The sequence below is a fragment of the Afipia sp. OHSU_II-C1 genome, assembly GCF_000497575.1.
Classification (GTDB): Bacteria; Pseudomonadota; Alphaproteobacteria; order Rhizobiales; family Xanthobacteraceae; genus Afipia.
The window spans coordinates 35,460-49,250 of the sequence record NZ_APJI01000023.1 but is presented as its reverse complement, the minus strand read 5'-3'; the positions used below and the strand labels follow the sequence as shown (position 1 = coordinate 49,250).

Here is a 13,791-nt window from a genome sequence, read left to right as displayed (position 1 = left end):
GGATAACTGAGCGCGCGTTCCGCTGGAGGAGGGGGACAGTGTGCAGAACGCTCATTCAGTGTGGGGAGAGTATGGTCCGCGATTTCCCATGCGGACAACTCCGATCCCGGTATGTCAGTCATGCTCAGGATGCGGGCTCAAACGTCCGTTTGAACAGCATCAGGACGGCCAGCGCTGCGCCTTACTCACGATAAAATCACGGAAAACCTGCACGCGCGCCACGGACTTCAATTCTTCGGGATAGACAAAATACGTATCCAATTGAATCGAGTCGGCCTCGCTGAACAGCTGCACGAGGCGGTTGTTGTCCTCGACCAGATAGTCCGGCAGCGCCGCGATTCCGAGGCCCTGCTGGCAGGCGCGCACCAGCCCGAGGATGTTGTTGACCTTGAACACCGGCTCGCGCGGCCCGGACCCGTTGGTGTTGGCCTCGATCAGCCAGTTCCGGTTTTGCAGGTGCTGCGGCACGTTCTGGTCGCTGAGGACGATGATCCGGTGTGCGTCCAGTTCGTCCAGCGTGCGCGGGGTGCCGTGGCGCTTGACGTATTCCGGCGAGCAATAGGCATGGAAGCCCATCGAGAACAGCTTGCGCTGAATGAGATCCGGCTGGGTCGGCTTGCGGGTGCGGATCGCCACATCGGCCTCGCGCATCGACAGGTCGAGTTCCTCGTCGGTGACGATCAGCGAAATGCGGATGTCCGGATAGAGCGCGGTGAACTCGCCGAGCCGCGGGATCAGCCAGTTGATGCCGACGCCCGGTGTGGTGGTCACCTTGAGGTCGCCGCTCGGCCGCTCGCGGCTGTCGGTGAGCTTCGCGCGCGCGGCCTGCAACTGCATGAACACGTCATGCGCAGTGCGGAACAGCAAGTCGCCCTGTTCGGTGAGAATCAGTCCGCGCGCATGGCGATGAAACAGCGAGACTGCCAGTTCCTGCTCCAGCGCGCTGACCTGGCGCGACACGGCCGACTGCGACAGCCCGAGCTGTTCGCCCGCATGCGTGAAGCTTCCCGCTTCCGCTGCCGCGTGAAAGACCTTGAGCTTGTCCCAATCCATATCGCTTAATCCGTCGCGTGTTCGTGGCATGGTCACTCCGCCGCTGCGCGTTCGGTGGCGCTGTGCGCCAGGAAGCGTTCCGCTTCCAGCGCCGCCATACAGCCGAGGCCCGCAGCCGTCACGGCCTGGCGATAGGTTTCATCCGCGACGTCGCCCGCGGCGAAGACGCCGGGCACCGAGGTCGCGGTGGAATGCGGTGCGATCTCGATATAGCCGGATGGCTTCAGTTTGAGCTGGCCGGCGACGAGCTCGGTCGCCGGAGCATGGCCGATGGCGACGAAGACGCCGTCGGCGGCGTGTTCGGTCACCGCGCCGCTCTTGATGTTTTTCAGCACGACGTGGGTCACCTTGGAGGGATTGTCCTGGCCGCGGATATCCGCGACTTCGCTGTCCCAGATCACCTTGATCTTCGGGTGCTTGAACAGGCGGTCCTGCAAAATGCGCTCCGCGCGCAGGCTGTTGCGGCGGTGAACCAGCGTGACCTGCGAGGCGAAGTTGGTCAGGAACAGCGCTTCCTCGACGGCGGTGTTGCCGCCGCCGACCACGAACACTTCCTTGTTGCGGTAGAAGAAGCCGTCGCAGGTGGCGCAGGCCGAGACGCCGAAGCCCTTGAACTTCTCCTCGAAAGGCAGTCCGAGCCAGCGCGCTTGCGCGCCGGTGGCGAGGATCACCGTATCAGCCAGATAGACGTCGCCGCTGTCGGTGGAGATGCGGAACGGACGCTGGCCCAGTTCGAGCTTGTTGACATGGTCGGTGACGATCTTGGTGCCGACATGTGCCGCCTGCTTCTCCATCTGCTCCATCAGCCAGGGGCCCTGGATGACGTCGGCAAATCCCGGATAGTTCTCGACGTCGGTGGTGATGGTGAGCTGGCCGCCGGGCTGAATGCCCTGGATCAGCACGGGCTCGAGCATGGCGCGTGCGGCGTAAATCGCGGCAGTATAACCCGCCGGTCCCGAACCGATGATGACAACCTTGGCATGAATGGGAGCGGCCATAACCTGACCCTTAGGAGCTTGTTGCATGGATTGACCAGCGAAGAGGCGGGAAATGCCCGCAAAGGCATCGCTGCGCTGTTAAAAGTGCATGTTCCGAATGTAGGCCATCCTACGAGCTATGCAAGATATGCAACCCCTATCATGAAATTTTCCCCAGCTAGCCATGAGATAGCATATTGCGCGAAATAAAATTGCGCGAAGCCGTGCTGCTGGCTAGAACAGGTCTGGAAAAGGGCCGGAAATATCCGGTCCCCAGGGGGTTAGGTGTCCGTGTCAAAGAGCCTCGACGAAATCGACCTGAAAATACTCAATGAGATTCAGGCTGATGGCCGAATCACCAATGTCGAACTGGCCAAACGGGTCGGCATTTCGCCGCCGCCCTGCCTGCGCCGGGTCCGCACCCTGGAGGAGGAGGGCTATATCCGCGGCTACCGCGGACTGCTGGACCCGCCGTCCCTCGGCTTCGACGTCACGGTGTTTGCCTCGGTGCACCTGTCGAGCCAGGCCGACGCGGATCTGCGCGCGTTCGAGGAATTCGTCCGCCATGAGCCGCTGGTGCGCGAATGCTGGATGCTGTCGGGCGAGATCGACTTTATTCTCAAATGCGTCGCGCCGGACATGGCGACCTTCCAGAACTTCGTCTCGCATCTCACCGCCGCGCCCCATGTGCGCAATGTGCGGACCTCGCTGGTGCTGCATAATTCCAAGAATGCGCCGGACGTTCCGCTCGAACTGAAAGTCCCGCAAGGCTGACGCTGCTCGCGGCTTCAGTTTCGATGTCGTCCTGGCGAAGGCCGGGACGACATAGAGGCCATACGAGACCCAGCATTCTCGCGGGCAAAGGTTTCATCTAAAAGCCGCGTGCCGGGCGCTTGCCCAATTGCGTGATGGGACTGACGTGACTTTATTCCAGATCATTGTGCTGGCGCTGGCTGGTTTCGCCGCCGGCACCATCAATGCTGTCGCCGGTGGCGGCACGTTCGTTACATTTGCCGCCCTCGTGGCCTGCGGATTGCCGACGCTCGATGCCAACGCCACCAGCGCGGTGGCCCTGACGCCCAGCAATCTGTCCAGCGTCGCGGCCTATCGCTCCGAAGTCCGCAGCCATTTCCGCGAGATGATTCCATTCGCGATCATCGGACTGATCGGCGGAGCCGCAGGTGCGCTGTTGCTGATCTGGATTGGCGATGGCGGTTTCCGCCCGCTGGTGCCGTGGCTGCTGTTGCTGGCCACTTTGCTGTTCGCCCTCAGCAGCCAGATCCGCAACTTCGTCGAGCCGTGGTCGCGCGGACAGCATGCGGGCGCACGAATTGCCGCCTATGTGCTGATGATGGTGGTGGCGGTCTATGGCGGATTTTTCGGCGCAGGCACCGGCATCATGATGCTGGCGGCACTGGCCATTCTCGAAAGCGGAAATTTCCACAAGGCGAACGCGACCAAGCTTCTTGTCGCGTTCCTGATACAGATCATGTCGGCGGCGCTGCTGATCGCCGGTGGTCTTGTACACTGGCCGCAGGCGCTGGTGACGATCGGCGCATCGGTGTTCGGCGGATATTACGGCGTTGTGGTCGCGCGCCGCGTTCCGGAAAAAATAATCCGCGCCGCGGTGGTGGCCATCGGCGCGGTTTTGACTGTCGTGTTCTTTCTCAGGACATGACCGGAACCATGTCCTGACGGCTTGGGCGATCAGGCCTTGCCGCGTGAGGCGTCGACGCTCCATGGGCCTGCACCGGCGCTCGCCAGATAGAGACAGACGAAGCAGAGCGTGATAGCCGCGGTGCCGCCGTTGATCACAGGATAGAAATTCTTCGGAAAGTGACCGATGAAATATGCGAAGGCCATCTCGCCTGCGAGAATGAAAGCTACCAGCCGGCTAAACAACCCGATGATCAGCAAACCGCCAAGAATCAGTTCGAGCGATCCTGCAGCGCCGTATAATGAGAAGAGTTCGACCTTGGCGAATGGCGAGTCCGGTGGAAACTTGAGAATCTTTGCGACGCCATACTGAAACAGCATAAGGCCGATGATGATGCGCAGCACGCTGAGCAGTTGCGGTCGGTACGGTTCGAGAAATCTGAAGTCCATGGAAGTCCCCCTGTTTAATTCCACACACTTTAGTTATCGCGCCATCCGGCCAAGTGAAAGATGGAGCAGGCCCGACTCAATGACGATTTCGTGGGGCGATCTGGAATAATTCGCAAAGCGCAGTGTTGTGCGTGTGCCCTGGTTTCCGGCTGGAAACCGCTACTTCTTGTCCGGCTCGCTCTGCGGAATGTCAGCGCCGATACAGCGGATGGCCTTGGGCTGACAGGCAAAACCGATATTGGAGCAGGCCGGTCCCTTGCCGTCGGCGCCGCGCGTGCAACTCACGCACTCGTCGGTCCAGCGCGTGCAGTGCGGCTGGTTGACGTAGACCGACAGTTCCTTCGGCTTGCCCGGGGGCGGAATCTCAAGCTCGGCGGCACGCGCGCCGGTGGCAGCCAGTATTGCTGCAATAGCGAGGCTTGAGGTGTAAAATCGTTTCATTCCGCTCGCACCATGTCGTCCCCGCGAAGGCGGGGACCCAGCCTGCTATTCAAGGGGACCGATGTTCTTCGCATTCCGCGAGATTTGGAATCACAAAAGCAAATGGCCGGGAAGTCCCGGCCATTTCCTGAATTGCGCAGTTGCGAGCGTCCCGCTTACTTCCAGTCCACCTTGGTGATCTCGTAAGCCTTCGCGCCGCCGGGAGCGACGACCTCGACGGACGTGCCCTTCTTCTTGCCGATCAGCGCGCGCGCGAGTGGCGACGTGATCGAGATGCGGCCCTTCTTGGCGTCGGCTTCGGTCTCGCCGACGATCTGCCAGACGGCCTTCTTCTCGGTGTCTTCGTCGATCAGGGTCACCGTCGCGCCGAACTTGATGGTGTCGCCGGACAGCTTCGAGACATCGATGATGTCGGCGCGCGCGAGCTTGTCCTCGAGTTCCGCGATGCGGCCCTCGTTATGCGACTGCGCTTCCTTCGCGGCATGATACTCGGCGTTCTCGGACAGGTCGCCATGCGAACGCGCTTCGGCGATCTGCTCGACAATGCGCGGGCGATCCACCGACTGGCGCTGCTTCAGTTCAACTTCCAGGGCGGCGTATCCGCCCTGTGTCATCGGTACCTTCTCAACCATTTCGCCGTCCTTGTATCTCGCGCGTCGGAACTGGCCGGGCGCGCGAAACATGTGATGTGATCCCTTTGGCGCCTTGGGCCGCCGGGCAACGAATGAGAACATGAACGCAGCGAGACGGTTCCCGCCGCTGGTCCCACTTTATACTACGCCGGCCAAGCCGACCGGCTACCAATTTCACAAATCGGGGAAGTAACCCTGCAGGGTGCGGACCTCGAGATCCCCGCCCAGATAGGCCCGGATACCCTGCGCCGCCGCCAGTGCACCCGAAAGAGTGGTGTAATATGGCACTTTATGCAAGAGGGCAGCACGTCGCAACGAGCGGCTGTCGGCCAGCGCCTGCGGCCCCTCGGTGGTATTGAAAACGAGTTGCACCTCGCCATTGGTAATTGCGTCAACAATGTGCGGGCGGCCTTCCAGCACCTTGTTGATCTTTTCCGCCGGTACCCCGTTCTCCACGAGGAAACGCTGGGTGCCCGAGGTTGCGATCACCTTGAAGCCGAGCGAGCTCAGCATTTTCACTGCATCGAGGATGCGCGCCTTGTCGATTTCGCGCACCGACACGAACACGGTTCCCTTGCGCGGCACGCGCGTGCCGCCCCCGAGCTGGCTCTTGGCGAAGGCGACGGCGAACGACGTGTCGATGCCCATGATCTCGCCGGTCGATTTCATTTCCGGCCCGAGCACGGTGTCGACGCCGGGGAAGCGCGCGAACGGGAACACCGATTCCTTGACGCCGACATGGTTGAGCTTGCGCGGCTTCAGCTTGAAGTCGGCGAGTTTCTCGCCGGCCATGATGCGGGCTGCGATCTTGGCGACCGGAATGCCGACCACCTTGGCGACGAACGGCACGGTGCGGGACGCACGCGGATTCACTTCGAGCACGTAGATCTCGCCGTCCTTGATGGCGTACTGGACGTTCATCAGGCCGACGACATCGAGGCCGAGCGCGAGCTCGCGGGTCTGGCGTTCGAGTTCGGCGATCATCGCGGCGTCGAGCGAATGCGGCGGCAGTGAGCAGGCCGAGTCGCCGGAGTGAATGCCGGCTTCCTCGATATGCTCCATGATGCCGACGACGAACGTATCCTTGCCGTCGCACAGGCAGTCGACGTCGACTTCGGTCGCATCGGACAGATAGCGGTCGAACAGCAGCGGGTTCTTGCCGAGCACCGTGTTGATCTGGCCGGTCTTGTCGTTGGGATAGCGCGCCTTGACGTCGGCGGGCACCAGCTCCGGCAGGGTGCCGAGCAGGTAATCGCCGAGCTGGAACTCTTCGCGGATGATCTGCATGGCGCGGCCGCCGAGCACATAGGACGGACGCACGACCAGCGGCAGACCGAGATCGGCGGCCACGAGGCGCGCCTGCTCGACCGAATAGGCGATGCCGTTCTTCGGCTGCTTGAGACGCAGCTTGTCCAGCACGCGCTTGAAGCGGTCGCGGTCTTCGGCGAGATCGATGGCGTCGGGCGAAGTGCCGAGAATCGGCACATCGGCGGCTTGCAGCGCATGCGCGAGCTTCAGCGGGGTCTGGCCGCCGAACTGCACGATCACGCCGTGCAGCGTGCCGTTGCTGCGTTCGGTGTCGATGATCTCCAGCACGTCCTCGGCGGTCAGCGGCTCGAAGTAGAGCCGGTCCGCGGTGTCGTAGTCGGTGGACACCGTTTCCGGATTGCAGTTGACCATGATGGTCTCGTAACCGGCGTCATGCAGCGCGAAGCAGGCGTGACAGCAGCAGTAGTCGAACTCGATTCCCTGACCGATTCTGTTCGGTCCGCCGCCGAGAATGATGACCTTGTTCTTGTCCGACGGCGCGCTTTCGTCCGCGGCGGTGCCGGCAAACGGCGCCTCATAGGTCGAATACATGTAGGCGGTCGGGGATGCGAATTCGGCGGCGCATGTGTCGATGCGTTTGAACACCGGACGCACGTTCAAGGATCGCCGCAGTGACTTTACTTCGGCTTCGGTCTTGCCGGCCAGCACCGCAAGGCGCGCGTCGGAGAAGCCCATGGCCTTCAGCGTGCGCATGCCGTGGGCGTTGCCGGGCAGGCCGTGCGTCTTGACCTTGTCTTCCATCTCCACGATGCCGCGCATTTCGGCGAGGAACCACGGGTCGATCTTGCACGAGGTGAAGATCTCCTCGTTGGTCCAGCCGAGCCGCATCGCCTGCGCGACCTGCAGCAGCCGGTCGGGGGTCGGCGTGCCGAGCGCGGCGCGCACCGCGTTCTTGTCGTCGCTCTGGCCGAGGCCTTCGATTTCGATTTCGTCCAAACCGGTGAGACCGGTTTCCAGTCCGCGCAGCGCCTTCTGCAAGCTCTCCTGGAAGGTGCGGCCGATCGCCATCACCTCGCCGACCGACTTCATCGAGGTGGTCAGCGTGGTGGAGGCGCCGGGGAATTTCTCGAACGCGAAGCGCGGAATCTTGGTGACCACGTAGTCGATGGTCGGCTCGAACGACGCCGGCGTCGCACCGCCGGTGATGTCGTTGGCGATTTCATCGAGCGTGTAGCCGACGGCGAGCTTCGCCGCGACCTTGGCGATCGGGAAGCCGGTGGCCTTGGAGGCCAGCGCGGACGAACGCGACACGCGCGGATTCATTTCAATGACGACCATGCGGCCGTCCGCCGGATTGACACCGAACTGCACGTTCGATCCGCCGGTCTCGACGCCGATCTCGCGCAGCACCGCCAGCGAGGCGTCGCGCATGATCTGGTATTCCTTGTCGGTCAGCGTCAGAGCAGGGGCGACGGTGATGGAGTCGCCGGTGTGCACGCCCATCGGATCGAGGTTCTCGATCGAGCAGACAATGATACAGTTGTCCTTCTTGTCGCGGACAACCTCCATCTCGTACTCTTTCCAGCCGAGCACCGACTCTTCGATCAGCACTTCGTTGGTCGGCGAGGCATCGAGTCCGCGCTCGATGATGTCGAGGAATTCCTCGCGGTTGTAGGCGATGCCGCCGCCGGTGCCGCCCATGGTGAACGACGGGCGGATGATGGCAGGCAGGCCGATCTCGGACAGCGCCATCAGCGCCTGACCGAGCGCATGTTCCTGATAGCGCTTGCGCCGGTCACCCTCGTGCAGCACCCACTGGCGCTCGTGTTCGGCAAGCGCTTCGCCGGAGAGCTTTTCCTTCTCGGCGAGATACTGGTCGCGATACTGCTTCTTCAGGTCGGAGGCGTTGGCGAGCCGCGACTTCGGCGTCTCGAGCCCGATCTTGGTCATCGCCTCGCGGAACAGCTGGCGGTCTTCCGCCTTGTCGATGGCGTCGGCGGTGGCGCCGATCATCTCGACGTCGAATTTTTCCAGCGTGCCCTGACGGCGCAGTGACAGCGCGCAGTTCAGCGCGGTCTGGCCGCCCATGGTCGGCAGCAGCGCGAAGCCGCCGGGAATGACATGGCGTTCCTTCTCGATGATCTTGGCGACGATTTCCGGCGTGATCGGCTCGATATAGGTCGCGTCCGCCAGTTCCGGGTCCGTCATGATGGTGGCCGGATTGGAATTGACGAGGACGATGCGATAGCCCTCTTCGCGGAGCGTTTTCACGGCCTGGGTGCCGGAATAGTCGAATTCGCAGGCCTGGCCGATCACGATGGGGCCAGCGCCGATGATGAGGATCGTCGAAATGTCGGTTCTTTTAGGCATTCAGTCTCACGGCAGGAAATTGGGCACAAAAAAAGGGCGCGCATCCGCGCGTCCCTTGAGCCAAGCGCCAGGTTGCCCTCGCGCGCGCCGTGTCTTTAGACCAGATTCCGGAGCGGTGAAAGGCCTTTAAGGCTGCGATCAACCGGCAATTTTATGCAGTTTCGGGCTTTCCTGCCGTGTGCGCCACAGAGCAAGTGCCAGTGCCGCCAGGAAGCCGCAGGCGGCGACCCACCCCAGGTCCGTCGGTTTGAGGGTGGACAAGACGGCGCCGCCGATGACGCCGCCCAGCCCAATTCCGAGGTACATGGCGGATGCGTTCAGAGACAGGGCGATCATGGGGGCATCCGGCGAGAGGCGGACGAGGGTAACCACCTGCGCCACGTAGAAGGCCCAGCCGGCGAGACCCCACAAGAAGATCAACAGCAGCATCGCATATGCCGCCAGTTCCGGCGGCAGGAATTTCAGCGCCACCGATTGCATCGCGAATACGACGACCAATTGGGCCAGGCCCAGCACCCCGATTGCGGTCGGTCCGAAGCGATCGACCAGTCGTCCTCCCGCCGTGTTGCCGATCGCGGCGGCTACGCCGAATACAAGCAATGCGAAGCTGACCGCAGGCGTGGACAGGCCAATGTCGTGCAACGGGATGGCGATATAGGTGAACACCGTGAAGACGGACGCCGCCCAGATCGTGGTGGTGCCGAGCGTTTGCAACACCGAGGGGTGACGCGCGATAGCGACACGTTGTGCGAAACTGGCTGCTGCACGCGGCAAACTGCGGGGCAGGCCAAACACCAGGCCGGCCAGCGCAATCGCGCCGAGGCCGGCGACCAGCACGAATGTAGCGCGCCAGCCGAAACTGCTGCCGATCATGGTCCCGAGCGGAACGCCCACCACCGTCGCGATGGTCATGCCGGAAATCACGATCGCGACGGCGCGGCCGCGCCGTTCGGGCGTCGCGACGGCAACCGCGACGGCAGTTGCTGTCGGCATGGCGAGGCCGGCGCCTACGGCCATCACCATCCGCGAGATGAGCAGCACTGCAAATCCGTCTGCCGTCGCGGCAGCCAGATTGCCGGCGATGAAAAAACTCAAGGCGAGAATGAGAGTCAGCTTGCGATCGACATTGTTGAACAGCACCGCGAGGATCGGCGAGCCGACCGCGTAGGTGAGGGCATAGGCCGTCACGAGTTGCCCCGTGGCCACCAGCGAGATGTGAACGTCCGATGCGATCACCGGGAGGAGGCCCGCGATCACGAATGCTTCGGTGCCGATCGCGAATGCCGTCAGCGCCAACCAGTACAAGCTCATCACAGGCCTCATTGTTCAAAATTCATTGAACTAATGGGCTCGCAGGGGCTGGATGTCAATTAGTTCAATAACTATTGAACATTGCGCCGAACGCAGAGCGTTGCTACATTTAACGCATGGCGCGCATTCCCTTGCACCCCACGCGGGATCAGATCGAACTGCCTATGTTGTTGGATTGCTTGAGCGATCCGACGCGGCTGGCGATCGTCTACAACCTTGCTAATCATGAAAACCGCGAATCCGACCTGCGCTGCGGCGACTTCAGCGGGTTCGGTGCGAAATCCAATCTCGCCTACCATTTTGCGAGACTTCGGGAGGCGGGGCTCGTTCACACAAAGATCGAGGGCACGGCCCGCTACATGCGTTTGCGGAGGAAGGATATCGAAGCCCGGTTTCCCGGTCTGATCGATTCTATTCTTTCGGCCGTCAAACGTGACGCCGATCGCCTCGAATTGCCCGAATGCGAATTCGTTGCGGTGGAGGATGAAACGCCGAAGCGAACGGCGCGCGGCCGATAGGTAGCGCGCTCAGTTGCGCAACGCCACGAAGGTCATGCGGGCCGGGTTGTAGCCGACATTGGTTTTGGCGCGGACCGGCGAAAAACCTGCAGCCTTCAGCTTCGCAACCATGTCCGCTTCGCCATAGCGCTGCAGTCCGATGCTCTGGCGCAATTGCCAGTAATCGGAGAGGGCGGTGCGCGCGAGGCCCCACAGCGCGTCGGTCAGGAAGCCGTTTTTGGCCGCGAGCTTGAGCAGCGCGATCACGTCGGTGGCGGCGCCCACTTCCGGCCGCAGGATGTCGCCGAGCACGAGCTTGCCGCCAGGCTTCAGGATACGCCGCATCAGGCTGAAGGCACGGTCGAGTTCGGCCGGCGTCATGTACTGCGCGACCGAAATCATCACCGCGAGGTCGACCGAGCGATCCGGCAATTGCTGAAGGTCGTCGAGGGAGCGGACATCGATTTTCGGGTTCGGGCCGAAGCGCGCACTCAGCCGCCCGCGCACGCCGGGCGCGGGTTCGGCGAGAATGAGCTTCCGGCAGGCGGCGGCAACCCCCGCTGCGAACAGTGCTTCCCCGCACGAATAGTCGAGCACGACAGCGTCGGGCGAGGGCACATAGCTGAGAATGTCATTGGCGATCACGCGGAAATGCACATCGCGATGCAGCTTGCTGACATAAATCGTATGCGTTGAATCGTAATAGTCGATCCAGTCGTCCATCGGCCTGTCCGGCAGCATGATCCCGAAAAGTGGAAGCCGGTTTTCGGAAGATCATGCCTCTACGTTAATGGCATCCCTGCGTTGCCGCAGAACCATGCCTCCAAATGAAGGGTTCCTTGTGCAGGAACCGGCGGTTGCAGGATGCGTTAGAAGGTCTGGCGATCCCTGTCCATCGCCTGATCTCTATCTCCTAGCAGGAAGGCCCCGCCGTGAGCAAAACCAGGACCACCGTTTCCCCCGATCTCGATACGCCCACCGACCTCTCGCAGGAGGCTGTCGACAAGATTTCGGCAGCGATCAACCCGCTGGTGGCCGATGCGTTCGCGCTTTACATCAAGACCAAGAATTTCCACTGGCATGTCAGCGGACGCCATTTCCGCGACTATCATCTGCTGTTGGACGAGCAGGCCGAGGCGATCTTCGCATCCATTGATGAGTTGGCCGAGCGCGTCCGCAAGATTGGTGGTACTACGCTGCGCTCCGTCGGCCACCTCGCCAAGCTGACCAGCATCAAGGATAATGACGAAAAATTCGTGCCGCCGCGCGAGATGCTGCGCGAACTGATGGAAGACAACAAAAAATCTGTTGTCGCCATGCGCAAGGCGCGCGAAATCGCCGACAAATACGACGACACGCCGACAGGGAACATCCTCGATAATTTCATCGACGCTGCCGAGCGCCGGACCTGGTTCCTGTTCGAGGCAAGCCGCCAGGAGGGCGGCAACGAAGCCTGATTTCCAAAAACGTCGCGTTCTGGAAAAACGCCCGCCTCGTAGCGGGCGTTTTGTTTCATTCCGATCTGTCTTCGGCCCATGCTAATAAGGTGTCCCGCTTTCGCGGGGCGGGGTGGAGACGTTTCTTGCACGCATTCGAATGGCTGATCGGCCTGTTGATGGGCGCCATGCTGCTGTCGGCACTGGCGCGGCGTCTTGGCGTGCCTTACCCGACCTTTCTGGCGCTCGGCGGCATCGCGATTGCGCTCCTGCCCAGTTCACCCAACTGGACCCTTGAGCCGGATCTGGCGCTGGCGCTGTTCGTCGCGCCGGTGCTGCTCGATGCGGCGTTCGACACGTCCACCCGCGATCTGCGGGACAACTGGCTTCCGGTCGCCATGCTGGTGGTGGCTGCGGTCGGCGTCACCACCGTGGCTGTCGCCGTCGTGGTGCGCTGGCTGGTGCCGGAGATGCCGTGGGCCGCGGCGGTCGCCCTCGGCGCCATCGTTGCGCCGCCGGACGCCGCCGCCGCGACGGCGATCCTGCGCAGTGTCCGGCTGCCTTACCGCATCCAGAAAATTCTCGAGGGCGAAAGCCTGCTCAACGATGCCAGCGCGCTGCTGATCTATCGTATCGCCGTCGGCGCAGCGATGGCGTCATCATTGAGTCTGGAGAGCATCGCCCCGGCGCTCACGCTGTCGCTGATCGGCAGCGTCATCGCCGGCTATGTGCTGGCGCGGGTGATAATGCCGCTGCTGACGCGGATCTCCGACGTGCCAACCGCGATCATCATGCAGTTCGCGACAACGTTTGTTGTCTGGATCATCGCCGAGAAGCTGCAACTGTCGGCCATCCTGACCATCGTGGTCTATGCCATCGTCATCTCACGCAGCGTGCCGATGCTCACCTCGGCGCGAATGCGCGTGCCGTCCTATGCGGTGTGGGAGACGGTCGTCTTTCTTCTCAATGTGATGGCGTTCGTACTGATCGGAATGCAGTTGCGGCCGATCTGGAGCGGGCTGGGCGACGGGTCGGTCCGCCAGCAGTACTGCATCGTCGCCGGCATCGTGCTCGTGACCGTGATCGTGGTGCGGATTATCTGGATGATGTGTTACATCACCGTCGTGCGCGCGAAGCTCCTGCGCTACGGCTACAACCCGGAGCGGAAATCCGGCGTTCCATCGGTCAAGAGCAGCCTGCTGATCTCGTGGTGCGGGATGCGCGGCATCGTCACGCTCGCGGCTGCGTTCGCGCTGCCGGTGGGCTTTCCCTATCGCGATCTGATCCTGCTCACCGCCTTCGGGGTGGTGCTGGGCACGCTCGTCATTCAGGGGCTGACGCTGCGGCCGCTGATCGACTGGTTTGCGCTGGATGATGGCGATCCGGTCGGTCAGGAGATCGGCTGGGCGCGCCGCGCGGCCTTGCATGCGGCGCTGGAAGCGATCGACGGCAACACCTCGCCCGCGGCGGAATTGCTGCGGCTTGAATACCGGCAGTTGCTCGATCAGGCCGAAAGCAATCCGGATGGTCTGATGTCGAGCGAACTGCCTGCCGATCCTGTGCGGTTGCAGGCGATCGATGCCGCGCGACGTGTGCTGTTCGAGATGCGCGATTCCGGTGAAATCGGCGATGACGCGTTTCACCGGCTGGAAGAGGAGTTCGACTGGGCCGAACTCAGCGCGGCGAAGTCGTAAGGGGA

13 protein-coding genes are annotated in these 13,791 nt (G+C 62.3%); 5 read left to right on the top strand and 8 right to left on the bottom strand.

All coding sequences use genetic code 11. From position 1 onward, the window contains the following. Positions 1-159: 159 nt before the first annotated feature. Entirely contained in the window at positions 160-1,083 is a 924-nt protein-coding gene (locus tag I554_RS0122255; protein WP_006022122.1) for a LysR family transcriptional regulator, read from the bottom strand. Positions 1,084-1,085: 2 nt separating this feature from the next. Then, positions 1,086-2,051 (bottom strand): thioredoxin-disulfide reductase, encoded by a 966-nt coding sequence (trxB, locus tag I554_RS0122250; RefSeq protein ID WP_024574329.1) that lies wholly within the window; start codon positions 2,049-2,051, stop codon positions 1,086-1,088. Positions 2,052-2,321: 270 nt separating this feature from the next. Here trxB and I554_RS0122245 point away from each other — a divergent pair, with 270 nt between their 5' ends. After that, positions 2,322-2,804, top strand: a complete 483-nt coding sequence (locus I554_RS0122245) for an Lrp/AsnC family transcriptional regulator (protein WP_024574330.1) — start codon at positions 2,322-2,324, stop codon at positions 2,802-2,804. A gap of 145 nt (positions 2,805-2,949) precedes the next feature. Next, complete coding sequence (locus I554_RS0122240) at positions 2,950-3,708, top strand: sulfite exporter TauE/SafE family protein (protein WP_024574331.1); 759 nt, start codon at positions 2,950-2,952, stop codon at positions 3,706-3,708. A gap of 29 nt (positions 3,709-3,737) precedes the next feature. Here the strand turns inward: I554_RS0122240 and I554_RS0122235 are convergent, their stop codons facing one another. The 5 genes from I554_RS0122235 to I554_RS0122215 all read right to left on the bottom strand — a co-directional run bounded on the left by I554_RS0122235 (position 3,738) and on the right by I554_RS0122215 (position 10,159). Further along, positions 3,738-4,136 (bottom strand): DoxX family protein, encoded by a 399-nt coding sequence (locus tag I554_RS0122235; protein ID WP_024574332.1) that lies wholly within the window; start codon positions 4,134-4,136, stop codon positions 3,738-3,740. Between the two features lie 159 nt (positions 4,137-4,295). Beyond that, entirely contained in the window at positions 4,296-4,577 is a 282-nt protein-coding gene (locus I554_RS0122230; protein WP_024574333.1) for a hypothetical protein, read from the bottom strand. A 155-nt stretch (positions 4,578-4,732) separates the two neighbouring features. After that, positions 4,733-5,209 (bottom strand): transcription elongation factor GreA, encoded by a 477-nt coding sequence (gene greA, locus I554_RS0122225; RefSeq protein ID WP_024574334.1) that lies wholly within the window; start codon positions 5,207-5,209, stop codon positions 4,733-4,735. 174 nt (positions 5,210-5,383) lie between these two features. Beyond that, positions 5,384-8,848, bottom strand: a complete 3,465-nt coding sequence (gene carB / locus I554_RS0122220) for a carbamoyl-phosphate synthase large subunit (protein ID WP_024574335.1) — start codon at positions 8,846-8,848, stop codon at positions 5,384-5,386. A gap of 138 nt (positions 8,849-8,986) precedes the next feature. Beyond that, the gene (locus I554_RS0122215; RefSeq protein WP_024574336.1) at positions 8,987-10,159 is read right to left on the bottom strand and encodes an MFS transporter; all 1,173 of its coding nucleotides are present in this window, start codon (positions 10,157-10,159) and stop codon (positions 8,987-8,989) included. 116 nt (positions 10,160-10,275) lie between these two features. On the opposite strand from I554_RS0122215, the gene I554_RS0122210 reads away from it, so the two are divergent. Beyond that, positions 10,276-10,677: a helix-turn-helix transcriptional regulator gene (locus tag I554_RS0122210; RefSeq protein WP_024574337.1), complete on the top strand. Its 402-nt coding sequence runs from the start codon at positions 10,276-10,278 to the stop codon at positions 10,675-10,677. A gap of 9 nt (positions 10,678-10,686) precedes the next feature. Here I554_RS0122210 and I554_RS0122205 read toward each other — a convergent pair whose 3' ends face one another. Further along, positions 10,687-11,379, bottom strand: a complete 693-nt coding sequence (locus I554_RS0122205; RefSeq protein WP_024574338.1) for a methyltransferase domain-containing protein — start codon at positions 11,377-11,379, stop codon at positions 10,687-10,689. Positions 11,380-11,588: 209 nt separating this feature from the next. Between I554_RS0122205 and I554_RS0122200 the strand changes: the two genes are divergently transcribed. Both I554_RS0122200 and I554_RS0122195 read left to right on the top strand, forming a co-directional pair. Then, a complete protein-coding gene (locus I554_RS0122200; RefSeq protein ID WP_024574339.1) occupies positions 11,589-12,113 on the top strand; it encodes a DNA starvation/stationary phase protection protein in 525 nt (174 codons plus the stop codon). 125 nt (positions 12,114-12,238) lie between these two features. Then, positions 12,239-13,786: a sodium:proton antiporter gene (locus I554_RS0122195; RefSeq protein ID WP_024574340.1), complete on the top strand. Its 1,548-nt coding sequence runs from the start codon at positions 12,239-12,241 to the stop codon at positions 13,784-13,786. Positions 13,787-13,791 lie beyond the last annotated feature (5 nt).

What these genes read in the sequence shown, in the direction of transcription:
- I554_RS0122215 (WP_024574336.1), bottom strand. Translation starts at nt 10,159, where the DNA reads ATGAGCTTGTACTGGTTGGCGCTGACGGCATTCGCGATCGGCACCGAA.
- I554_RS0122235 (WP_024574332.1), bottom strand. Translation starts at nt 4,136, where the DNA reads ATGGACTTCAGATTTCTCGAACCGTACCGACCGCAACTGCTCAGCGTG.
- I554_RS0122230 (WP_024574333.1), bottom strand. Translation starts at nt 4,577, where the DNA reads ATGAAACGATTTTACACCTCAAGCCTCGCTATTGCAGCAATACTGGCT.
- I554_RS0122210 (WP_024574337.1), top strand. Translation starts at nt 10,276, where the DNA reads ATGGCGCGCATTCCCTTGCACCCCACGCGGGATCAGATCGAACTGCCT.
- greA (WP_024574334.1), bottom strand. Translation starts at nt 5,209, where the DNA reads ATGGTTGAGAAGGTACCGATGACACAGGGCGGATACGCCGCCCTGGAA.
- I554_RS0122205 (WP_024574338.1), bottom strand. Translation starts at nt 11,379, where the DNA reads ATGGACGACTGGATCGACTATTACGATTCAACGCATACGATTTATGTC.
- carB (WP_024574335.1), bottom strand. Translation starts at nt 8,848, where the DNA reads ATGCCTAAAAGAACCGACATTTCGACGATCCTCATCATCGGCGCTGGC.
- trxB (WP_024574329.1), bottom strand. Translation starts at nt 2,051, where the DNA reads ATGGCCGCTCCCATTCATGCCAAGGTTGTCATCATCGGTTCGGGACCG.
- I554_RS0122255 (WP_006022122.1), bottom strand. Translation starts at nt 1,083, where the DNA reads ATGCCACGAACACGCGACGGATTAAGCGATATGGATTGGGACAAGCTC.